At 60.7% G+C, this 21,220-nt stretch carries 21 protein-coding genes and 1 tRNA gene; 15 read left to right on the forward strand and 7 right to left on the reverse strand.

Going from position 1 to position 21,220, the window contains the following annotated elements:
• The first annotated feature begins 47 nt into the window (after positions 1-47).
• From dusB to hflX, 7 genes are all read left to right on the forward strand, one after another.
• Positions 48-968, forward strand: coding sequence for a tRNA dihydrouridine synthase DusB (gene dusB, locus J5289_RS10370; protein WP_374108557.1), 921 nt, complete (start codon positions 48-50; stop codon positions 966-968).
• A complete protein-coding gene (locus J5289_RS10375) occupies positions 965-2,113 on the forward strand; it encodes a nitrogen regulation protein NR(II) (RefSeq protein ID WP_142822581.1) in 1,149 nt (382 codons plus the stop codon). Before dusB ends, J5289_RS10375 begins: the two co-directional genes overlap by 4 nt.
• Entirely contained in the window at positions 2,110-3,561 is a 1,452-nt protein-coding gene (gene ntrC, locus J5289_RS10380; RefSeq protein WP_142822582.1) for a nitrogen regulation protein NR(I), read from the forward strand. Before J5289_RS10375 ends, ntrC begins: the two co-directional genes overlap by 4 nt.
• 273 nt (positions 3,562-3,834) lie before the next feature.
• On the forward strand, positions 3,835-6,108 hold the full coding sequence (locus J5289_RS10385; RefSeq protein ID WP_209183680.1) for a PAS domain-containing sensor histidine kinase: 2,274 nt from the start codon (positions 3,835-3,837) through the stop codon (positions 6,106-6,108).
• Positions 6,098-7,462 carry a sigma-54 dependent transcriptional regulator gene (locus J5289_RS10390; RefSeq protein ID WP_111215576.1) on the forward strand — a complete coding sequence of 455 codons (1,365 nt, stop codon included), beginning with the start codon at positions 6,098-6,100 and terminating at the stop codon, positions 7,460-7,462. The genes J5289_RS10385 and J5289_RS10390 overlap by 11 nt, the downstream gene beginning before the upstream one ends.
• A gap of 277 nt (positions 7,463-7,739) precedes the next feature.
• Positions 7,740-7,982, forward strand: a complete 243-nt coding sequence (gene hfq / locus J5289_RS10395; RefSeq protein ID WP_003539403.1) for an RNA chaperone Hfq — start codon at positions 7,740-7,742, stop codon at positions 7,980-7,982.
• Between the two features lie 16 nt (positions 7,983-7,998).
• Entirely contained in the window at positions 7,999-9,399 is a 1,401-nt protein-coding gene (gene hflX, locus J5289_RS10400) for a GTPase HflX (RefSeq protein ID WP_209184111.1), read from the forward strand.
• An 18-nt stretch (positions 9,400-9,417) separates the two neighbouring features.
• Here the strand turns inward: hflX and mazG are convergent, their stop codons facing one another.
• Positions 9,418-10,251, reverse strand: coding sequence for a nucleoside triphosphate pyrophosphohydrolase (gene mazG, locus J5289_RS10405; RefSeq protein ID WP_209183681.1), 834 nt, complete (start codon positions 10,249-10,251; stop codon positions 9,418-9,420).
• A 27-nt stretch (positions 10,252-10,278) separates the two neighbouring features.
• Positions 10,279-10,863: a deaminase gene (locus J5289_RS10410; protein ID WP_209183682.1), complete on the reverse strand. Its 585-nt coding sequence runs from the start codon at positions 10,861-10,863 to the stop codon at positions 10,279-10,281.
• Positions 10,864-11,117: 254 nt separating this feature from the next.
• Here J5289_RS10410 and cysG point away from each other — a divergent pair, with 254 nt between their 5' ends.
• The 5 genes from cysG (at position 11,118) to J5289_RS10435 (ending at position 16,060) form a co-directional block, all read left to right on the forward strand.
• A complete protein-coding gene (cysG, locus tag J5289_RS10415; RefSeq protein ID WP_209183683.1) occupies positions 11,118-12,554 on the forward strand; it encodes a siroheme synthase CysG in 1,437 nt (478 codons plus the stop codon).
• 1 nt (position 12,555) lies between these two features.
• Positions 12,556-12,870, forward strand: a complete 315-nt coding sequence (locus tag J5289_RS10420) for a DUF2849 domain-containing protein (RefSeq protein ID WP_142822590.1) — start codon at positions 12,556-12,558, stop codon at positions 12,868-12,870.
• Positions 12,871-12,878: 8 nt separating this feature from the next.
• Positions 12,879-14,549 (forward strand): nitrite/sulfite reductase, encoded by a 1,671-nt coding sequence (locus tag J5289_RS10425; protein ID WP_209183684.1) that lies wholly within the window; start codon positions 12,879-12,881, stop codon positions 14,547-14,549.
• Positions 14,550-14,558: 9 nt separating this feature from the next.
• Entirely contained in the window at positions 14,559-15,071 is a 513-nt protein-coding gene (locus tag J5289_RS10430) for a DUF934 domain-containing protein (RefSeq protein WP_209183685.1), read from the forward strand.
• 176 nt (positions 15,072-15,247) lie between these two features.
• Positions 15,248-16,060 (forward strand): ferredoxin--NADP reductase, encoded by an 813-nt coding sequence (locus tag J5289_RS10435; RefSeq protein WP_209183686.1) that lies wholly within the window; start codon positions 15,248-15,250, stop codon positions 16,058-16,060.
• Positions 16,061-16,143: 83 nt separating this feature from the next.
• On the opposite strand, the gene J5289_RS10440 is transcribed toward J5289_RS10435, so the two are convergent.
• The 4 genes from J5289_RS10440 to J5289_RS10455 all read right to left on the reverse strand — a co-directional run bounded on the left by J5289_RS10440 (position 16,144) and on the right by J5289_RS10455 (position 16,974).
• On the reverse strand, positions 16,144-16,350 hold the full coding sequence (locus tag J5289_RS10440; protein WP_209183687.1) for a hypothetical protein: 207 nt from the start codon (positions 16,348-16,350) through the stop codon (positions 16,144-16,146).
• A 32-nt stretch (positions 16,351-16,382) separates the two neighbouring features.
• Positions 16,383-16,637 carry a GlsB/YeaQ/YmgE family stress response membrane protein gene (locus J5289_RS10445; protein WP_111215590.1) on the reverse strand — a complete coding sequence of 85 codons (255 nt, stop codon included), beginning with the start codon at positions 16,635-16,637 and terminating at the stop codon, positions 16,383-16,385.
• Between the two features lie 14 nt (positions 16,638-16,651).
• Complete coding sequence (locus tag J5289_RS10450) at positions 16,652-16,861, reverse strand: hypothetical protein (RefSeq protein ID WP_209183688.1); 210 nt, start codon at positions 16,859-16,861, stop codon at positions 16,652-16,654.
• Between the two features lie 37 nt (positions 16,862-16,898).
• Positions 16,899-16,974, reverse strand: a tRNA-Lys gene (locus J5289_RS10455).
• Positions 16,975-17,170: 196 nt separating this feature from the next.
• Here J5289_RS10455 and J5289_RS10460 point away from each other — a divergent pair.
• Together J5289_RS10460 and J5289_RS10465 are read left to right on the forward strand one after the other, a co-directional pair.
• A complete protein-coding gene (locus tag J5289_RS10460) occupies positions 17,171-17,923 on the forward strand; it encodes a cytochrome c biogenesis CcdA family protein (protein ID WP_209183689.1) in 753 nt (250 codons plus the stop codon).
• Between the two features lie 45 nt (positions 17,924-17,968).
• Positions 17,969-18,931: an AEC family transporter gene (locus tag J5289_RS10465; RefSeq protein WP_209183690.1), complete on the forward strand. Its 963-nt coding sequence runs from the start codon at positions 17,969-17,971 to the stop codon at positions 18,929-18,931.
• Here J5289_RS10465 and J5289_RS10470 read toward each other — a convergent pair.
• Positions 18,899-20,110, reverse strand: coding sequence for a UbiH/UbiF family hydroxylase (locus J5289_RS10470; protein WP_209183691.1), 1,212 nt, complete (start codon positions 20,108-20,110; stop codon positions 18,899-18,901). The genes J5289_RS10465 and J5289_RS10470 overlap by 33 nt on opposite strands.
• Positions 20,111-20,312: 202 nt before the next feature.
• Here J5289_RS10470 and pcsA point away from each other — a divergent pair, with 202 nt between their 5' ends.
• The gene (gene pcsA / locus J5289_RS10475) at positions 20,313-21,038 is read left to right on the forward strand and encodes a phosphatidylcholine synthase (protein ID WP_209187454.1); all 726 of its coding nucleotides are present in this window, start codon (positions 20,313-20,315) and stop codon (positions 21,036-21,038) included.
• Positions 21,039-21,220 lie beyond the last annotated feature (182 nt).

The following is a 21,220-nucleotide window of genomic DNA, read 5'->3' on the forward strand; positions in this document are numbered from 1 at the left end:
TGTCCATCGGGCCTGTCCAGATTAGAAACCGGGTGGTGCTTGCGCCCATGTCCGGGGTCACGGATCTACCCTTTCGCCAACTGGCAATGCGCTTCGGTGCGGGCCTTGTCGTCACTGAAATGGTGGCGAGCCGCGAGCTCGTTCAGGACACGGCAGAATCCTGGTCGCGCCTCAGGCATGCAGGTCTAAAGCCCCATATGGTGCAACTGGCCGGTCGCGATGCCTACTGGCTGGCGGAGGCCGCAAAGATCGCTGCCGGAAACGGCGCAGATATCATCGACATCAACATGGGTTGCCCTGCCAAGAAGGTTATCGGCGGTTATGCAGGTTCGGCTTTGATGCGCGAGCCCGATCATGCTCTTGCGCTGATCGAGGCAACGGTCAACGCCGTCGACGTGCCGGTAACGCTGAAGATGCGCCTTGGATGGGACGAGAATTCCATCAATGCTCCCGATATCGCAAGGCGCGCCGAGCAGGCCGGCATCAAGCTCGTCACGATCCACGGTAGAACGCGCATGCAGTTCTATCAGGGACGCGCCGATTGGGATGCGATCCGCGCAGTGCGCGACGCTGTCTCCATTCCGCTGGTTGCAAACGGCGATGTCGAGACATCCGAGGACGTTGCCGAGATCCTCCGTCGCTCTGGCGCCGATGCCGTCATGGTGGGACGCGGATGCCAAGGGCGACCCTGGCACGCCGGTTTCCTTGCCGGCCATGCAGCCCCTTCGGCAAGCGAGATCGCCGACATCGCTGTAGACCATTATCACGCCATGCTCGAATTCCATGGTGCTCAGGTCGGCTTGCGTCATGCGCGCAAGCACCTGGGCTGGTATCTCGATCGCCATGCGCCGGCCTTCGACAAGTCGGCCATCATGACATCGACCGATGCAGGGCAGGTGGCATCGCTTTTACACGAGGCGCTGTCCGGTCAATCGGGCGGCTCCCAAATGACGCAGGAGGCAGCATGACTTCCGGGTCAAAACACGAGCCAGCCGGCCACACCGTTGCCATGGCGGTGCTCAACGCCATCCAGAACCCCGTCGTCATGGTTGACGAAGCCGGCCTGATGGTGTTTGCCAACTGGGAGGCCGAGGCATTCTTCGGCGCCAGTGCCTCGCATCTGGCGCGCTACAATATCTCGACCTTCATTCCTTTCGGCAGCCCGTTGATCGGACTGATCGACCAGGTGCGCGAACGCCGCGCGCCGGTCAGCGAATACCGCGTCGACCTGAGCTCGCCGCGCCTCGGCCAGGACAAGCTTGTCGACATCTACGTGGCGCCGGTGGTGAGCGAGCCCGGCTGCGTCGTGATTGTCTTCCAGGAACGCTCCATGGCCGACAAGATCGATCGTCAGCTGACGCACCGGGCTGCGGCCCGTTCCGTCACGGGTCTCGCCTCGATGCTCGCCCATGAAATCAAGAACCCGCTTTCCGGCATTCGCGGCGCCGCGCAGTTGCTCGAGCAATCGGCTGCGGATGACGACCGCGCCCTGACCCGGCTGATCTGCGACGAGACCGACCGGATCGTATCGCTCGTCGACCGCATGGAAGTGTTCTCCGACGAGCGACCGGTCGACCGGACGCCGGTCAATATCCACTCCGTGCTCGACCGGGTGAAGGCCGTCGCCAAGGCGGGCTTCGGGCGCAACATCAAGATCACCGAGAACTACGATCCGTCGTTGCCGGCCGTCTACGCCAACCGGGACCAGCTTGTGCAGGTCTTTCTCAACCTCATCAAGAACGCCGCTGAGGCCGTTGCCGACCGCCCCGATGGCGAGATCGTGCTGACCACCGCCTATCGACCGGGCATCCGGCTGTCGGTTGCCGGCTCGCGTGAAAAGATTTCGCTGCCACTGGAGTTCTGCGTCATCGACAATGGACCGGGCGTGCCGGCCGATCTGCTGCCGCACCTGTTCGATCCGTTCATCACCACCAAAACCAACGGCACCGGCCTCGGCCTTGCGCTGGTCGCCAAGATCATCGGCGATCACGGCGGCATCGTCGAATGCGACAGCCAGAACCACAAGACCACCTTCCGCGTTTTGATGCCGGCTTCCAAGGGTACCACTCCCGAAGACTCCCTTCCCGCGAACACCACAGGATCTTCCAGATGACTGCTACGATACTTGTCGCTGACGACGATGCGGCCATTCGCACAGTTCTCAACCAGGCCCTCAGCCGGGCAGGGTACGATGTGCGCATCACGTCCAATGCCGCCACGCTCTGGCGCTGGATTTCCGCCGGCGAGGGCGATCTTGTGGTCACCGACGTGGTGATGCCCGACGAGAACGCCTTCGACCTGCTGCCGCGCATTAAGAAGGCAAGGCCTGAGCTGCCTGTTCTGGTGATGAGCGCCCAGAATACGTTCATGACGGCGATCAAGGCCTCGGAGAAGGGGGCCTACGACTACCTGCCGAAGCCTTTCGACCTTACCGAACTGATCGCCATCATCGGCCGCGCGCTCGCCGAGCCGAAGCGTCGCCCGATGAAGATCGAGGACGACATGCAGGACGGAATGCCACTCGTCGGCCGTTCGGCGGCGATGCAGGAAATCTACCGGGTGCTCGCCCGCCTGATGCAGACCGACCTGACGCTGATGATCACCGGCGAATCGGGCACCGGCAAGGAACTCGTGGCCCGCGCGTTACACGACTACGGCAAGCGCCGAAACGGTCCCTTCGTCGCCATCAACATGGCGGCTATTCCGCGGGACCTGATCGAATCGGAACTGTTCGGCCATGAAAAGGGAGCCTTCACCGGCGCACAGAATCGCTCGACAGGTCGTTTCGAGCAGGCCGAAGGCGGCACGCTGTTCCTGGACGAAATCGGCGACATGCCGATGGATGCCCAGACCCGATTGCTGCGCGTTCTGCAGCAGGGCGAGTACACCACAGTCGGTGGTCGTACGCCGATCCGCACCGATGTTCGCATTGTCGCGGCCACCAACAAGGATCTGAAGCAGGCGATCAACCAGGGCGTTTTCCGCGAAGACCTGTATTACCGCCTCAACGTCGTGCCGCTGCGCCTGCCGCCGCTGCGCGACCGCGCCGAGGACATCCCCGATCTGGTCCGTCATTTCATCCAGCAGGCCGAAAAAGAAGGTCTCGGTACCAAGCGATTCGACACCGAAGCGCTGGAGCTGATGAAAGCCTATCCGTGGCCCGGCAACGTCCGCGAGCTGGAAAACCTCATACGACGCCTGATGGCGCTCTACCCGCAGGAAGTCATCACCCGCGAGATCATCGATTCGGAACTCCGCGCCGATGTCGCCGACAGCCCGATCGACAAGGGCCCGGTACGCACGGGAACGATGACCATCGCCCAGGCGGTGGAAGAAAACATGCGCGCCTATTTCACCAGCTTCGGCGATAACCTGCCACCGCCCGGCCTTTACGATCGCGTTCTCACGGAGCTCGAATATCCGCTGATTCTGGCCGCGCTGACGGCCACACGGGGTAACCAGATCAAGGCGGCCGATCTCCTTGGTCTCAACCGCAATACTTTGCGCAAGAAGATCCGGGAACTGGGCGTCTCCGTGTACCGCAGTTCGCGCACGGCTTGACAACCGCCTCGCAACCGTTGCATTTTCGCCACAATGCGTTGCTTAAAGGTCACGCAGCCGGTGGAGGATTTTCCGAGGCGGTCTTGCGACAATCGCAATGCATCGAAGCTGTCTGAAGGTTGATGCACTCACAGTGTGCCGACTCTTGGCGAACTCGACGTTGTGACGGGTGGGTTACCCTCCTGGTCGCAGATTGCCGAATGCTGTGTCCTGCAAACCCGGTTTATCCAGTGGGCCAAGCGCTTCCCAGCGCCGGTGCCGGGAGACGAATGTATGAACGAGGACGCTGTAGCGCCGTCTGCCAGCGGCCAGGCGATCGTCAAGGTCACCGACCGCCGTGCGAGCTTCGCCTTGCCCGGCCTGATACTGGCAGGCGGAGCCTTGCTCTGCGCCGGCGTGACGCTTTTCATATTGCTCGGCCTGACACCCGTTCCGCCCACCTCCCATGTCGTCGTCGCCTCCGTTATCGTCAATTCGCTTTTCGTCGCGGCGCTGATCATCCTGATCGGTCGCGAGGTCTTCCGGCTTTTCAAGGCGCGCAGCCGTGGTCGTGCCGCAGCCCGCCTGCATATCCGCATCGTCGTGCTATTCTCCATCGTCGCCATAACGCCCGCCATCCTCGTGGCGATATTTGCCAGCTTGACGCTGAATGTCGGCCTTGATCGTTGGTTCGCGTTACGAACCCAGCAGATCATCCGCTCGTCGCAGAACGTTGCGCAGGCTTATCTCATGGAAAATGCTAGCTACCTGCAGGGGCAGACCGCGTCGATGGGCAACGACCTCGAGCGCAACCACACGCTCTACAGCCTGGACAGGACGGGTTTTGCCGACCTGATGACCCGTCAGGCCAAAGGGCGCGGTCTCCTGGGCGCCTTCCTCGTCCGTGGCGACGGTTCGGCCATCGTCCAGGCAGACATCAAGACGGAGCGGCCGCTGCCGGCCATTCCCAAGGATGCGCTGGAAGCATCGGCCGGCGGACAGCCGACACTCATCCCCCCGGGTGTAACCAACCTCGTCGGTGCCATCATCAAACTGGACGAAATTCCGGGCGCGTTCCTCTACACCGTTCGCGCCGTCGATCCGCGCGTGATGAATGCCATGCGCATGGTCGAGGAAAATACGGCCGAATACAAAGGCATGGAAGAGGGCCGCATGTCCCTCCAGATTGCCTTTGCGGTCCTCTATATCGGCTTTGCCCTGATCGTCCTGCTGGCGGCAATCTGGACAGCAATCGCGGTCGCCGACCGTATCGTCCGGCCGATACGGCTGCTGATCAGCGCCGCCGACAACGTCGCCTCCGGCAACATGAACGTGCTCGTGCCGGTGCGCGCCGCCGATGGCGACGTCGGCAGCCTGTCGCGGACGTTCAACAAGATGATTTCCGAGATCCGCACCCAGCGTGACGAGATCCTCGAGGCAAAGGACGAGGTCGACGACCGTCGCCGCTTTATCGAGGCCGTGCTGTCGGGCGTTACCGCAGCCGTCATCGGCGTCGAGCACGATCGCCGCATTACCATCGTCAACCTTTCCGCAGAAGTGCTGCTGACGCTTTCGAGCAACGAACTGCTGGGCAAGAGCCTTGCCGAGATTGCCCCCGAGGTCGATCAGGTCGTGACGGAAGCGACCGCTCGCCATCGCAATGACTTCCGCAAGCAGATCAGCCTGGTGCGCGGTGGAACCGTCCGCACGTTGAGCGTCCAGGTGACGCGCGAGGAAACGCGCGACATGAAGGAGTCCTATGTCATCACGCTCGATGACATCACCGACCTCGTCATCGCCCAGCGATCGACGGCTTGGGCGGATGTCGCCCGCCGCATTGCCCACGAGATCAAGAACCCGCTGACGCCGATCCAGCTTTCCGCCGAGCGTATCCGCCGGCGCTACGGCAAGCAGATCGACGAGAACGACCGGGCGGTGTTCGACCAGTGCACAGATACGATCATTCGCCAGGTCGGCGACATCGGACGTATGGTCGACGAATTCTCCTCCTTTGCCCGCATGCCGAAGCCTACCATGGAGCCCACGGACCTGCGCAGCATCATCCGCGATGCAGCCTTCCTGCGGGAAATGGGCAACAACCATGTCAAGTTCAAACGCGAACTCGGCAGCGAGCCGCTGGTCGGCATGTTCGATACCCGGATGCTCGGACAGGCGTTCGGCAATATCATCAAGAATGCCGTCGAGGCGATCGATGCGGTTGGGGCCGGGGAAGAACGGGGCGAGCCGACCATCCTCGTCAGGGCGTCGCTGGATCGGGAGCGCGACCGCTTCACCGTCGATGTCATCGACAACGGCCGCGGCCTGCCGGTGGAAAACCGCCACAGCATCCTTGAGCCCTATATGACGATGCGGGAAAAGGGCACGGGCCTCGGCCTGGCAATCGTCAAGAAGATTATAGAAGACCATGGCGGGCAGCTCGAACTGCACGATGCTCCCGCCGAATTCGACCAGGGAAGGGGAGCCATGATCCGCGTGCATCTGCCACGCCGCGAACTGGCGACCATTGCTCCCGAGGCAAACGACAAGGAAGCAGCTTATGGCATCTGATATTCTGGTGGTGGACGACGAGGAAGACATTCGCGAGATTGTCTCCGGTATTCTCTCCGACGAGGGCCACGAGACCCGAACGGCGCATGACAGCGACAGTGCGCTTGCGACCATTGCCGAACGCGTGCCGCGGCTGATATTTCTCGATATCTGGATGCAGGGCAGCAAGCTCGACGGGCTGGCGCTGCTGGACGAGATCAAGATACGTCACCCGGATCTGCCGGTGGTGATGATCTCTGGTCACGGCAACGTCGAGACAGCCGTTTCCGCCATCAAGCGCGGTGCCTTCGACTTTATCGAGAAGCCCTTCAAGGCCGACCGTCTTATCCTGATCGCCGAGCGGGCGCTCGAAAACTCCAAGCTCAAGAAGGAAGTGGTCGACCTGAAGCGGCGCACAGGCGACACGATCGAGCTGATCGGTACTTCGGTCGCTGTGTCGCAGTTGCGCCAGACCATCGACAAGGTGGCGCCGACCAACAGCCGCGTCATGATCTTCGGCCCGTCCGGCTCCGGCAAGGAACTTGTCGCGCGCATGGTGCACAAGAAATCGACCCGTGCCAACGGCCCGTTCGTCGCCCTCAACGCGGCCAATATTACCCCGGACCGGATGGAAGTGGCGCTGTTCGGCACCGAAGGTTCGCCCGGGCAGGCGCGCAAGATCGGCGCCCTCGAGGAAGCCCATCGCGGCATGCTCTATCTGGACGAAGTCGGAGAAATGCCGCGCGAGACGCAGAACAAGATCCTCCGGGTTCTGGTCGATCAGCAGTTCGAGCGCGTCGGCGGCTCCAAGCGCGTCAAGGTCGATGTCCGTATCATTTCGTCGACGGCCTATAATCTCGAAAGCCGGATCGCCGAAAACCTGTTCCGCGAGGACCTCTATCACCGGCTGGCCGTGGTGCCCGTCCGCGTTCCGGCGCTTGCCGAGCGTCGCGAGGACATTCCGTTCCTGGTAGACCAGCTGATGCGGCAGATCTCCGAGCAGGCCGGCATCCGCCAGCGCCGCATCGGCGACGACGCCATGGCAGTGCTGCAGGCTCATGACTGGCCAGGCAATATTCGCCAGCTGCGCAACAACATCGAGCGGCTGATGATTCTCGCCCGCACCGACGGACCGGACACACCGATCACCGCCGAGATGCTGCCGACCGATCTGGGCGATATGCTGCCGAAGGTGTCGGCGCAGAACGACTATCACATCATGACGTTGCCACTGCGCGAGGCCCGCGAAATGTTCGAACGCGATTACCTGATCGCCCAGATCAACCGTTTTGGCGGCAACATCTCGCGGACTGCCGAGTTCGTCGGCATGGAGCGATCGGCGCTGCATCGCAAGCTGAAGTCGCTGGGCGTGTGAGTCGCCGGGCAGGCAGACGGTAGCCGGCTGGGCCACATGCTTCGAGGGAGAGATGTCTTTTTATCGGTCTCTGGCGGGATATATAAGCAATTGCCAGCGGTTAGGGAGGTGACATTGGCCGAAATTCCGGCATAGCCTTTTCGACATTGCGGAAAAGACTGCGATTTGATACCAAGATTTGCTGGAGGAGAGGCGAGGGTATCTCCTGCCGCATCCCATAGTCTATAATGATATTGCACCGGCCGAAATGGTCGGCAAGAAAGAAAGAAGCGGCGCCATGGCGGAACGTTCTCAGAATTTGCAGGACTTATTTCTCAATACGGTTCGCAAGCAAAAGATTTCACTGACGATTTTTTTGATTAACGGTGTAAAACTCACGGGCGTTGTTACGTCCTTCGACAATTTCTGCGTCCTGTTGCGTCGTGACGGCCATTCTCAGCTTGTCTACAAGCACGCTATCTCTACGATTATGCCAGGCCAGCCCATGCAGATGTTCGAAAGCGAAGAAGCCGCTTCCTGACTGCATCCCCGATAGGATTTCTGACATCACAACACGCGATACCAAAAATGACAGCATCATCCCGGAAGCGGAAAAGCACAGGGATGACATGCGGGCCGTCGTCATCGTTCCTGTTCTGAAGCAGGCGCGCGGCAGGGCTTCCAAACCCGATGGCACCGTTACCACGACACGGACGCCGGAAAGCCGGCTGGAGGAAGGCAGGGGTCTGGCCCATGCCATCGACCTCGAAGTCATGTACGGCGCCATCGTCCCCGTAAACGAACCCCGTCCCGGGACGTTGCTCGGCAGCGGCAAGATCGAGGAGATCGGCGCGCTGCTTGACGAGTTCAATGCGGGCCTGGTCATCGTCGACCATCCGCTGACGCCGGTGCAGCAGCGCAATCTCGAGAAGGAATGGGGCGCCAAGGTCATCGACCGGACGGGCCTGATCCTGGAAATCTTCGGCCGCCGCGCCTCCACCAAGGAAGGTACGCTGCAGGTCGATCTTGCCCATCTCAATTACCAGAAAGGCCGCCTGGTCCGCAGCTGGACCCACCTTGAACGGCAGCGCGGCGGCGCGGGCTTCATGGGCGGTCCGGGTGAAACCCAGATCGAGGCCGACCGTCGGCAGTTGCAGGACCGGATCATCAAGCTCGAGAAAGAACTCGAGCAGGTGGTGCGGACGCGCCAGCTGCACAGAGCAAAGCGCCGCAAGGTGCCGCATCCGATCGTGGCACTGGTTGGCTATACCAATGCCGGCAAGTCGACGCTGTTCAACCGCATCACCGGCGCCGGCGTGCTGGCTGAGGATATGCTGTTTGCGACGCTTGACCCGACTTTGCGCCGCATGAAGCTGCCGCAGGGCCGCACCGTCATCATGTCCGACACCGTCGGCTTCATCTCCGACCTGCCCACCCATCTCGTGGCAGCCTTCCGCGCCACGCTGGAAGAGGTGCTCGAGGCAGACCTGATCCTGCACGTGCGCGACATGGCGGATGAGGACAATGCTGCCCAGAGCGTCGACGTCATGCGCATCCTGGCCGACCTCGGCATCGACGAGGCCGAGGGCGAAAAGCGTATCATCGAGGTCTGGAACAAGATCGACCGGCTCGAGCCCGAAGCCCATGACGCGATGATGCAGAAGGCCTCGACGGCGAAAAACGTCATCGCCGTATCGGCAATCACCGGCGAGGGTGTGGACACGCTGATGGACGAAATCAGCGGCCGGCTCTCGGGCGTGCTGGTCGAGGCAACGATCACGCTGCCTCTCGACAAGCTGGCCCTTCTGCCCTGGCTCTACAGCCACGGCATCGTCGATGGTCGCGAAGATCACGAGGACGGCACGGTGTCGCTCGACGTCCGACTTTCGGAAGCCGAAACCGCCGAACTGGAACGGCGCATGGGCAACGGCCAGAAGGCGCAAAACGCCGACTGGTGAACTATTCGGGACTGCAGCTCAAGTCAGCTGCCGCTCGATTGCCTTCGCCGCTTCCCAGAGTTCTTCCATTCTCTCCAGTGTCGCTGCTTCCAGCGTTTCGCCTTCTGCCTGAAGCGTGCGCTCGATATGGCCGAAGCGGCGGCGGAATTTGGCGTTGGTGCCGCGCAGCGCCTGCTCCGGATCGGCATCGACATGCCGACCGACATTGACGACGGCAAAGATGAGATCGCCGAGCTCGTCGCGGACCTTGGCCCGGTCGCCCTCTCTTAGCGCCTCGCGCAATTCAGCAATTTCCTCCTCGATCTTGTCGAGGATAGGTTCTGCCGTGGACCAGTCGAAGCCGACCTTGGCGGAGCGCTCCTGCAGCTTGAGGGCTTCCGTCAGTGCCGGAAAGCTGCGCTGCACTGAACCGAGATAGCCGGCGTCCGGATCGGCCTTCGATCCGCGCTTGGCGCGCCGTTCTGCCCGGAGCCGCTTTTCCTCAGTCTTGATCTGATCCCACTGCAGCTTTACGGCGCCGGGCGTGGATGCGTCGGACACGGCAAAGACATGCGGATGGCGCCGCACCATCTTGGCCGTAATGGCCTCAACCACGTCGCCGAATGAAAACTCCCCGGCTTCTTCCGCCATGCGGGCGTGAAACACAACCTGCAGCAGGAGGTCGCCGAGCTCGTCACAGAGATCGTCCATGTCGTTGCGCTCGATAGCGTCCGAAACTTCGTAAGCCTCTTCGATTGTATATGGTTTGATGCTTTCGAACGTCTGGACGATATCCCAGGGGCAGCCGGTTTGCGGATCGCGCAGTGCTGCCATGATCTCGATCAGGCGCGAAATGTCCTTGGAAGCTTCCATCACGATTTCTCGGTCACTTTTCGATCGTCAGTTGAGGGGGATGGCGTTGTCGTCTTTCGTCGCCTGATAGCTGTCCGAAAGTTGATCGTAGACGGCTTTGATCCGCGCTGTCTGTGCCTCGAGCGCCGCCTTGACTGGCTCCGGTTCGATGGCGACGAGGTCGGCGATGGCAAAGGAATTCCAGAAGGCGTTCTGCTTGCGGTAACCGCCGGGCTCGAGACCGAAAACTTCGCTCAGGATCTTCAGGTCGTGGGGTATGGCGAAGGCATCGCGCGAGTCCTCGTGGCTGAAGAAATAGTAGAAATTGTCGAACCCCGCCCAGGTGATTGCCGACATGCACATGCTGCAGGGTTCGTGAGTCGACAGGAAGATCAGCTCCTTGGTATCGGGCGTTTCGCCCATCTCGTAGAACCGCTTCAGCGTGTGAACTTCTCCGTGCCAGAGCGGGTTTTCCATCTCGTTGTTGGTGGCGGCAACGACGAGCGAGAGGTCAGACTTGCGCAGGATGGCCGCGCCAAAGACCTTGTTGCCGTCGGCAACGCCTTTTTCCGTCAGGGGAAGGATGCTCTGCTCGATGACATCGAGGAGACGGGCGACGATATTGGATGGCACGCGGGGATCTCCTTGGACGAGGTTTCCTGACCTTAGCCGCACAAAACCCCCGGATGAAAGCGAAAATGGCGAATGGACATTCTTTGTCACAGAGAATAAAAATCGCCGATCTGGTCAAGACGGCCGGTGAGTTTTACTCCAAGGCGGTGATTGTCTGGTAAAAGAATACGCAGGGCTTCCGCTATTGGAATTTCTGTTTCTTCAATTTCCCGCTGACAAGAGCCATATTCGGGCACTCTCGAAGTGGATTGATAATGCTTTCCTGGAATAAGCAGCTTTCAGTGTTTCCGGCTTTCATGCGCGTGGAAGGACGGATTGCAGCCGTATTCGGCAACGGTGACGAGGCTTTCGCCAAGGCGAGGCTTCTATCGAACACCCGTGCCAAGATCGTCGCCTATGCCGACGATCCTGCAGATGACTACGCCGCCTTTCTCGAATCGAACGGCATCGAAACCCATCGGAAGCCCTTTGCGCCAGAATTGATGGAGGGGGCCGTGCTCGTCTTTGCGGCAACCGGCGACGGCGCACTCGACCGGCGCATCGCGGAAGCCGCGCGCGCGGCAAGAATTGTGGTCAACGCCGTCGACCAACCGGATCAATGCGACTTCTATACGCCTGCCATCGTCAATCGCGCTCCGCTTGCCGTTGCCATAGGCACGGAAGGGGCGGGTCCGGTGCTGGCGCAGATGGTCCGTGCCCAGGTCGATCAATTGCTCTCTCCATCTCTCGGCCGGCTCGCGCAACTGGCAATCAGCTATCGCAAGGCTGTGGAGGAACGCATACCGAAGGGTGTGGCACGCCGCATCTTCTGGAGGCGCTTCTTCTCAGGCGGCGTCGCCGATGCCATGGCCACCGGCGATGTCACGCAGGCACAGCATGTTGCAGACGGGCTGCTCGCACAATCCGGGCGCGCCGAGGGGCACGTCTGGCTGGTTGGCGCAGGACCCGGTGCCGAAGACTTGCTGACGCTGCGCGCCCAGCGGGTGATGATGGAAGCCGATGTGCTGGTCTATGATGCGCTTGTGCCGCAGGCGATCGTCGACATGGGCCGCCGCGATGCAGAGCGCCTGTCGGTGGGCAAGCGCAAGGGCTGCCATTCAAAGTCGCAAGCCGAAATCAACGACCTGCTGGTACAGCTCGGTCGCGATGGCAAGCGGGTCGTGCGCCTGAAATCGGGCGATCCGCTGATCTACGGGCGTGCTGCCGAGGAAATGGCCGCACTTCGGGCAGCTGGCATATCCTATGAAATTGTTCCCGGCATAACCTCTGCCCTGGCTGCGGCCGCGGATTTCCAGCTGCCGCTGACATTGCGCGGCGTCGCCTCGTCGCTGGTTTTCACGACAGGCCACGACCTTACCGGCGACGCCTTGCCGGATTGGGCAAGCCTGGCGATATCGGGCGCCACCATCGCCGTCTACATGGGACGTACTGTGGCCGCCTCGGTCGCCGGCCGGCTGATGGAGGCCGGACTTCCGGCGGAGACGACGGTCGCTGTCATCGAGAACGCCAGCCGTGCCGATCGCCGCCTGTTGCACGGCACGCTGAAGGATCTTCCGGATCTGGAGTTCCGCGATGAACTCACCGGTCCGGTCATGGTCATCATCGGCGAAGCCGTGGCGGGCGCCAATTTCGATCACTCCGAGCCGCTGGTGCACCAGCAGTCCGTGGCTCAAGAACGTGCAAGGAACTGAGATGGCAGACAAGGTCCTGACCGCTAACCGCCTGACGGACGGCATTTCCGTCTGGCTTGACGCCAACGGCCAGTGGGCCACGTCTTTGCAGGAAGCGCTTGTCGCGCGCCATGCCGAGGCTGTGGCTGCCCTCGAGGCGATTGGCAAACAGTCCTATGCGGATAACAAGGTCGTTGACGTCAATCTCATCGACGTTCAAGAAACGGACGGTGTCCTGTGGCCGTTGCGTCTTCGCGAGCGCATCCGCGCCGAGGGCCCGACCATGGAATACGCACCGGGCTATCCGGTCGCCGATCCCAAATTCATTGATGCCTGAGGAAGACGATGTATCGCTACGACGAATTTGACCATGCCTTTGTCGCCGAACGCGTCGCCCAGTTTCGCGATCAGGTCGAGCGCCGGCTCTCCGGCGAACTGTCCGAGGATGCCTTCAAGCCGCTGCGCCTGATGAACGGCGTATATCTGCAGCTCCACGCGTACATGCTGCGCATCGCCATTCCCTACGGCACGCTTAGCTCCAAGCAGATGCGTATGCTGGCGCATGTGGCGCGCACCTATGACCGCGGTTACGGCCACTTCACCACGCGCCAGAACCTGCAGTTCAACTGGCCGAAGCTTTCCGACATGCCGGCGGTTCTCGACGACCTGTCGAAGGTCGAGATGCATGCCATCCAGACATCTGGCAACTGTATTCGCAACGTCACCGCAGACCATTTTGCCGGTGCCGCGGCCGACGAAGTTGCCGATCCGCGCCCCTATGCCGAAATCCTGCGCCAGTGGTCTTCGGTTCATCCCGAATTCTCGCTGCTGCCCCGCAAGTTCAAGATTGCCGTCACCGGCGCCGAGCGCGACCGTGCCGCTATCCAGGTGCACGACATCGGCCTGCACCTGAAGAAGAACGAAAAGGGTGAGATCGGTTTTGCCGTCTATGTCGGCGGTGGCCAGGGCCGCACGCCGATGATCGCCAAGCTGATCCGCGAATTCCTGCCGGAAGAGGACCTGCTGTCCTACACGACGGCCATCATGCGCGTGTACAATCTGCACGGCCGCCGCGACAACAAGTACAAGGCGCGCATCAAGATCCTGGTGCACGAGACCGGTGCCGAGGAGCTCGCCCGCCAGGTGGAGGTCGAGTTCGCGCAGCTGAAGGACACGGAACTGAGACTTCCGGAGGCCGACGTCCAGGCAATAACATCCTATTTCGCACTGCCTGACATGCCGGAGCGTCCCGAAGGCTGGGAAAGCCTGGCGCGCTGGAAGAAGGCCGATCCAGATTTTGCCCGCTGGGTCCAGCAGAACGTCCAGCCGCACAAGAACCCCGACTATGGCATGGTGACGATCTCCCTGAAGCCGATCGGCGGCATACCGGGCGATGCGACCGATGCGCAGATGGAAATCGTCGCCGACATCGCCGAGGAATTCGCCTTCGACGAGATCCGCGTCAGCCATGAGCAGAACCTGATCCTGCCGCACGTGGCGCTGGCCGATCTGGAATCGGTCTATCGCCGACTGCAGGGCACCGGTCTCGAGACAGCGAATGCCGGTCTGATCACCGATATCATTGCCTGTCCCGGGCTGGACTATTGCGCGCTGGCAAATGCCCGCTCCATCCCGCTGGCGCAGGAGATTTCGACGCGCTTCGGCTCGTTCGAGCGTCAGGCGGAAATCGGTGAATTGAAGATCAAGATTTCCGGCTGCATCAACGCCTGCGGCCATCATCATGTCGGTCACATCGGACTGCTCGGCGTCGAGAAAAAGGGCGCGGAGCTTTACCAGATCACGCTCGGCGGCTCCGGCGACGAAAACACATCCATCGGAGAAATCATCGGTCGCGGTTTCGATCCGGACAAGGTGACCGACGCCATCGAGACGCTGGTCAACACCTATCTCGGCCTGAGGCTGGATCCATCCGAGATTTTCCTCGCCGCCTACAGGCGCGTCGGACCGCAGCCCTTCAAGGATGCGCTCTACGGCTCGGCAGCGGAAGCGGCATAGGGGATGACCATGACACGTATCTGGAGAGAGACCGGTTTTGTCGACACCGATCCTTGGGTCGCCGAAACCGAAGAAGTCCAAGCGACGGAAAGCCAGACCCGGCTGCTCGACATCGACACGTTGGTGGCACGGGCCGAGGAAAGCAATGACGTCGGTCTCGGTGTGCTGCTGAAGCCTGCCGACGACGTCATGCGGCTGGAGCCCTATCTCGATCGTCTGGCCATCGTCGCGGTATCGTTTCCGGCGTTCAACGATGGCCGTGGCTTCAGTCAGGCCTCGCTGCTTCGCCAGCGACTGGGCTACGCCGGCGAGGTTCGCGCCATGGGAGACGTGCTGATCGACCAGGTGCCGCTGATGCTGCGCTGCGGTTTCGACAGCTTTTCCGTGACCAATGCGACGGCCTTGAAGCGCCTCTCGGAAAACAGGCTGCCCGGGATCCAGTACCACTACCAGCCGACGGCCCAGCCGGCAGAGGCAGGGCAGGGTTACAGCTGGCGCCGGATCTCGCCGAAGACGGCCTGATATTGGTTGTCGCTTCACCGCATGGCGGTGTCCTGCAGGCTTGAAACTTGACAAGTAGGTGCATATTTCCGTTCCTCGCTGCATTGCGGAACGGCATGCCTTCAAATTGCGGGCATTGTGGAATATCAGCCTGCGATCGATAGAAGTCGCACACGCATTATGGGATCTGAAATCGCATGAACGCCCCCACGACGACAGATGATTTTGCATCGACCGTACCCGCCGGCGTTTTCGCCGAGACGGTTTTGAGTGTCACCCACTATACCGATCGCCTTTTCCGTTTCACCATGACGAGGCCGCAGGGTTTTCGTTTTCGCTCCGGCGAGTTCGCGATGATCGGTCTGATGGTCGACGGCAAGCCGATTTACCGGGCCTATTCGATCGCCAGCCCGGCCTGGGCCGACGAACTCGAATTCTTCTCCATCAAGGTACTGGACGGTCCCCTGACGTCGCACCTGCAGGGCATCAAGCCTGGCGATCAGGTGCTCATGCGCAAGAAGCCCACGGGTACGCTGGTGCTTGATGCGCTCACCCCCGGAAAACGCCTCTATATGTTTTCCACCGGTACCGGCATCGCGCCGTTCGCCAGCCTTATCCGCGATCCAGAGACCTACGAGAAGTTCGACGAAGTCATCCTGACGCACACCTGCCGCGAAATCTCCGAGCTGAAATATGGATTCGATCTCGTCCACGAGATTCAGCACGACGAGTTGCTGAGCGAGATCGTCGGGTCGAAGCTTCGCCACTACGCGACTGTTACACGCGAGGATTTCGAGTATCGCGGCCGGATCACGGATCTCATCTCCTCCGGCAAGCTGTTCACCGATCTTGGCGTCCCGTCCATCGATCCCGCAATCGACCGCGGAATGATTTGCGGGTCTTCAGAGATGCTGAAAGAGACGAAGGAAATCCTGGAGAAGGCCGGTCTCGACGAAGGCGCCAACAACAAGCCGGGCGAGTTCGTCATCGAACGGGCATTCGTCGGGTGATCGTGGTCTAACCGCACAGCAAAAGGGCCGTGCGACGAACACACGGCCCTTTCTAGGACGCAAAACGTTATACGTTCAATCCTTTAGCGATCTACCGTCGTATCGGTAGCCGGCGGCCGTCTCTTGGCCGCCATGAGCAGGTCCAGTTCTGTCGAAGAAGGACCGAACTTCGTGAAGAGGCGCTCAGCCTCTTCTGCTTCGAGACTGTACTTTTCCGCAAACTCGGCGACGCTGTAAGGACGACCCCGGCTGACTTTGCGATTGGTTGAAGCGATCGATATTTCCGTCATTTCGTTCTCCCCACAAAACGAAGTGCGTCAGGTTAGCGGCGAATAAGACGTCCGACGGCGATCAGGATGCAAGCGCCGATGAAGCCGGCGATCAAGTATGCAATCCAGCCCGTGCCGAGGCTGATGTGAAGTGCGCCGAGGATAAAGTTGGCGACGATAGCGCCGACGATACCGAGAATGATGTTCATGATGATGCCGGTATTGCTCTTCATGAACATTTCGGCCAGCCAGCCTGCGAGGCCACCGATAACAATTGCTGCGATCCAACCAATTTGTGCGTCTTGCATAATATTCTCTCCGGTTAAGTAAAATCCCACGTAAAATGCACTTCACGCAGATTTGTTCCACGAGCGGCGTGAATTAAATGCGCCGATTCAACTCGGTAGCCGAAGATATTTGCTGCAGCGCAAACGCCGATGCGGTCAACGCTTTGTTTGGTTGACTTGGCAATCGATATTGAGGTGATCAATTTGGATCGGGAGATCGCTTCTTCACCTGCCTCGGCGGTCAAGCGATTTGCTTTATCTCGGGTCGGACAATTGTTGAAGTGGTGGGCGGGATGGGACTCGAACCCATGACCATTCGATTAAAAGTCGAATGCTCTACCAGCTGAGCTACCCGCCCCACCGTTGGCCTTGGGTCTCTGAACCGACCCTGCCTGAAGTGCGCGGAACATAGGCAGACGTCCCGATGCGGTCAACCCGGAAAATCGTGCTTTTTCGTCGCACAAACCGGTTTTCTTCTGCCTTCCTCAAAAGGTGATTGGCTTTGGCGGAATGCCGGCGATAGGTAGGCGATCTCGCTGGATCTGGAGTGTTTCGTGTCGATTGCCGATATTTCGCTGCTCAGTGCTCTGCTGGCCGGTGCGTTGTCCTTCCTGTCGCCTTGCGTCCTGCCGCTGGTGCCGCCTTACCTCTGCTACATGGCGGGTATCTCGGTGGAGCAGTTTCGTGGCGGTAACGCAGTGGTCACGGATCGATCGCAGGTGCGCGGCGGCGTGCTGCTTTCGGCGCTGTTCTTCACGCTGGGTTTTTCCACCGTCTTCGTGGCGCTCGGGGCCGGGGCCTCGACTATCGGCCTTATGTTGCGCCAGCATCTCGATCTGCTGGCACAGGTCGGCGGCTTCATCATCATCGTCATGGGGCTGAATTTCCTCGGCATCTTGCGGTTCGGCCTGCTGTCGCGGGAGGCGCGGTTCCAGGGTGGCGGCAAGCCTGCGACCTGGACCGGCGCCTATATCATGGGTCTGGCCTTTGCCTTCGGCTGGACGCCGTGTATCGGCCCGGTGCTTGGCGCCATCCTCGGAGTTGCCGCCTCGCGTGAAACCGTCGGTGCCGGAGCAGGGCTGTTGGCCGTCTATTCGCTGGGCCTTGCCGTGCCGTTTTGGATTGCCGCCGGATTTTCGGGCGCCTTCATGGGCTTTCTGGCACGCTTCCGCCGCCATCTCGGTCTGGTCGAAAAGGTGATGGGGGCGTTCCTGGTGCTGACCGGGCTGGCCTTCATTTTCGGCTTCGTCAGTCAAGCCGCGATCTGGTTCCAGCAGACCTTTCCCATCCTCATGCAAATCGGGTAGCAAGGCGAACTAATATTCTCCTGCTTTTCGAATCGGAAATGCCTGATGGCTGACATTGTCGGTCTGCTCCTACCGTTTTTCGGCCTGATCCTGATCGGTGCCGTCGCGGCGCGCATCACGAAGCAACCGGCCGAGGCTCTTGGCTGGCTCAACACCTTTATCGTCTACGCCGCGCTGCCTGCGCTTTTCTTCAAATTGGTGTCGCAGACGCCGATCGAGCAATTGACGCGCCTCGGCTTCATCGGCACCGATCTGGCTGCGACCTATTCCATCTTTGTCCTGCTGCTGCTGGTCGGGCGGTTCGTGCGACGAAACTCGCTGCCGGAAAGTACGATGCAGGCCTTCGCCGGGGCCTATGGCAATATCGGCTATATGGGGCCGGCCCTGGCGCTGCTGGCGCTTGGCGAGAAGGCTGCAGTGCCAGTGGCATTGATCGTCTGCCTGGAGAATGCGTTGCATTTCATCGTTGCGCCGGCGCTGATGGCAATCGATGGAAATGACAAAAGGACGAAGTCGCGTCTTGCTTTCGACGTCGCGCGAAAGGTCTTGTTTCACCCCTTCATCCTGTCCACGGCGCTGGGATCTGTCGCCGCCGCAACCGCTGTGGATCAGCCATTGGCGTTCCGCCGGTTCGTCGACTATCTCGCGCAGGCTGCAGCGCCTTGCGCCCTGTTTGCGATGGGTGTCACCCTTGCGTTGCGGCCACTGCGACGTATTCCGGCAGAGATCGGCTACATCGTGCCAGCCAAGCTCATTCTTCACCCGCTTGTCGTCTACCTGGCACTGGAGGCCGTCGGCGGCATAGAGCCAATCTGGATCTATTCCGCCGTACTGCTCGCCGCGTTGCCGACTGCCACGAATGTCTTCGTAATGAGCCAGCAATACGGTGTCTGGCAGGAGCGTGCGTCGGCGACCATCCTTATCAGCACGGCGGCCTCGATCGTCACGGTGTCGGCGATCCTCTATTTGATCCGCTCAGGAAGCCTGCCGGCGCAGCTTTTCCATTAGGAACGTGGGGATAAAGCGCAAACCTTTACCGGGCTCGATGCCTTCGCGCATGACGATGTTGCGCAGTGGCGTCAGCGAGGCGAGCACGTGCAATCCGGCTGCGCGAAGCATTTGGACCGGCAGGAAATCCGACAGAAGAGAACGGTTGAGCAAATCGACGCTTGCTGTCCGGCTGAGGATATCGGCACGCCGCTTGCGGTCGAAGCGATCGCCTGAAAGCGGTGAAACTGCCTCCTGCGGATTATCGCAAAGAATGTCGGTGAGCGCCATGATATCGCGCAGGCTGAGGTTGAGGCCTTGCGCACCGATGGGCGGGAACACATGGGCGGCCTCGCCGATCAGCGCCGCGCGACCCTTGCCGAAATGCGCAGCGGTCATCCCGGAAAGTGGCCACACCTGCACGCCATCCGCGACCGTCACCTTGCCCAGCAGCGACTGCATCCGTTCCTCGACGAGGACGCTGAGATCTTCAGGCGTCCTGGCTGCATTGCGCGCAGCCTCGTCCGGCTTCTGGACCCAGACCAGGCTCGATCGGTTGCCGGGAAGGGGCACTTGCGTGAATGGCCCGCTCTCGGTGTGGAATTCGGTAGAGACGTTACGATGGGGAAGGGAATGCTCGAAATTCAGCACCATCGCGGACTGTGGGTAGGACCAGGTCTTTACCGAGATGTCGGCAGCGTCTCTCACCATCGAACTCCGACCATCGGCGCCGACGACGAAATCGGATCGCACGGTCTCACCGGTGTCGAGCGTCACGATGACACCCTCGTCGCGGATGTCGATGCCAGCAGCTGTCGCCTCTATCGACGTAATGTTGCGTTCCTCACTGACAGCTTTGGCAAGTGCGGCCAGCAGCACCGAGTTCGGCATGTTGTACCCAAATGCCTCGAGGCCGATCTCGGCTGAATGGAAGGCAACGGTGGGCGAGCGCAGGAGGCGGGTGGTGCCGTCGATGATCTGCATGGTCGTCAAGGCAGCGGTGGACGGTGCAATCTCCTGCCACACGCCAAGCCTCTCGAGAAAGCGAATCGACTGGTCCATCAAAGCCGTGGTGCGCCGGTCGGTTTTAGCCGGCGCCGGCGCGACGAAGGCAACTTGCCTGCCACCGCGGGCAAGCGCAATGGCGGCAATCATGCCAGCAGGGCCACCGCCGACAATCGTGATATCCATCTGCTCCATAGGTCCCGTCCTGTTGTTTCAGGCATCAGAGGTAGTCTCTCGCACCGGCGAAATCCATGGGATGAAATGGCGCAGGCAGCGAAAATCGGCGGGCACAACGGTTATAAATTGTGCTTTTGCGCTGGCAGCGTTGAACAAAGGATGCATATTGGGCAAAACATGCCTGCCGGGACGGGCTGATAGGGTGGCGATACGGGGACGCATGAAAATCTTTAAGTACAGGCGGGTGCCTTATGCGGAGATCCGTGCGTTCTCCGTCCACATCCTGACAGCCTCCGGCTCGTTCCTGGCGTTCCTCGGCGTCGTGGCGGCGGCCGAGCATCGTTTCGTGGTGATGTTCTGGTGGCTCGGGCTGGCACTGCTGGTGGACGGGATAGACGGTCCCATCGCCAGAAAGGTGCGCGTCAAGGAGGTCCTGCCGAACTGGTCGGGCGATACGCTCGACAACATCATCGACTATGTGACCTATGTCCTGCTGCCGGCCTTTGCGCTTTACGAGAGCGGCATGATCGGCGAGCCGCTTTCCTTTGCCGCCGCCGGCATGATCGTCGTCTCGAGCGCGATCTACTACGCCGACACCGGCATGAAGACGGAAGAGTATTTCTTCTCCGGCTTCCCCGTCGTCTGGAACATGGTGGTATTCACGCTTTTCGTCATCCAGCCCGGAGCGACGACCGCCATGGTCATCGTCAGTTTCTCGGTCGTGCTGACATTCCTGCCGATCAATTTTCTTCATCCGGTGCGCGTCAAGCGGCTGCGACCGCTCAATCTCTTCGTTTTCCTGCTGTGGTCGGCGCTCGGCATCTTTTCGTTGCTGAGGGACTTCGTGATGCCCCAGTGGGCCCTCGTCCTGTTCATCCTGAGCGGCATCTATCTCTATTGCATCGGTGCCGTTCTGCAGTTCTTCCCGTCACTCGGTCGTCGCTGACGGGAAGTTCATCCACAGGATGAGCTTCGACGCATTATTTGCTGTTGTGCAAAGCAACAAAGTCGGTATCAATATCAACCAGACGTCGCCGTAGCCCGTGCTTGCGGTTGCATGAGAACAGAGTGGAACGAGACTGCTGAGGCCTAGAAGATCCTGAGAGGACGAGGGCTGCAGGGAAAATG

Origin of the sequence: Rhizobium sp. B230/85, assembly GCF_019355735.1 — a bacterium.
GTDB classification, from domain to species: Bacteria; Pseudomonadota; Alphaproteobacteria; order Rhizobiales; family Rhizobiaceae; genus Rhizobium; species Rhizobium rhododendri.

Excerpts from the sequence above, each read along its gene's own strand:
- hfq (WP_003539403.1), top strand. The coding sequence starts at position 7,740 with ATGGCGGAACGTTCTCAGAATTTGCAGGACTTATTTCTCAATACGGTT.
- ntrC (WP_142822582.1), top strand. The coding sequence starts at position 2,110 with ATGACTGCTACGATACTTGTCGCTGACGACGATGCGGCCATTCGCACA.
- J5289_RS10445 (WP_111215590.1), bottom strand. The coding sequence starts at position 16,637 with ATGCAAGACGCACAAATTGGTTGGATCGCAGCAATTGTTATCGGTGGC.
- J5289_RS10385 (WP_209183680.1), top strand. The coding sequence starts at position 3,835 with ATGAACGAGGACGCTGTAGCGCCGTCTGCCAGCGGCCAGGCGATCGTC.
- dusB (WP_374108557.1), top strand. The coding sequence starts at position 48 with ATGTCCGGGGTCACGGATCTACCCTTTCGCCAACTGGCAATGCGCTTC.
- cysG (WP_209183683.1), top strand. The coding sequence starts at position 11,118 with ATGCTTTCCTGGAATAAGCAGCTTTCAGTGTTTCCGGCTTTCATGCGC.
- pcsA (WP_209187454.1), top strand. The coding sequence starts at position 20,313 with ATGAAAATCTTTAAGTACAGGCGGGTGCCTTATGCGGAGATCCGTGCG.
- J5289_RS10375 (WP_142822581.1), top strand. The coding sequence starts at position 965 with ATGACTTCCGGGTCAAAACACGAGCCAGCCGGCCACACCGTTGCCATG.
- J5289_RS10435 (WP_209183686.1), top strand. The coding sequence starts at position 15,248 with ATGAACGCCCCCACGACGACAGATGATTTTGCATCGACCGTACCCGCC.
- J5289_RS10420 (WP_142822590.1), top strand. The coding sequence starts at position 12,556 with ATGGCAGACAAGGTCCTGACCGCTAACCGCCTGACGGACGGCATTTCC.
- J5289_RS10440 (WP_209183687.1), bottom strand. The coding sequence starts at position 16,350 with ATGACGGAAATATCGATCGCTTCAACCAATCGCAAAGTCAGCCGGGGT.
- mazG (WP_209183681.1), bottom strand. The coding sequence starts at position 10,251 with ATGGAAGCTTCCAAGGACATTTCGCGCCTGATCGAGATCATGGCAGCA.
- J5289_RS10465 (WP_209183690.1), top strand. The coding sequence starts at position 17,969 with ATGGCTGACATTGTCGGTCTGCTCCTACCGTTTTTCGGCCTGATCCTG.
- J5289_RS10430 (WP_209183685.1), top strand. The coding sequence starts at position 14,559 with ATGACACGTATCTGGAGAGAGACCGGTTTTGTCGACACCGATCCTTGG.
- J5289_RS10470 (WP_209183691.1), bottom strand. The coding sequence starts at position 20,110 with ATGGAGCAGATGGATATCACGATTGTCGGCGGTGGCCCTGCTGGCATG.
- J5289_RS10425 (WP_209183684.1), top strand. The coding sequence starts at position 12,879 with ATGTATCGCTACGACGAATTTGACCATGCCTTTGTCGCCGAACGCGTC.
- J5289_RS10390 (WP_111215576.1), top strand. The coding sequence starts at position 6,098 with ATGGCATCTGATATTCTGGTGGTGGACGACGAGGAAGACATTCGCGAG.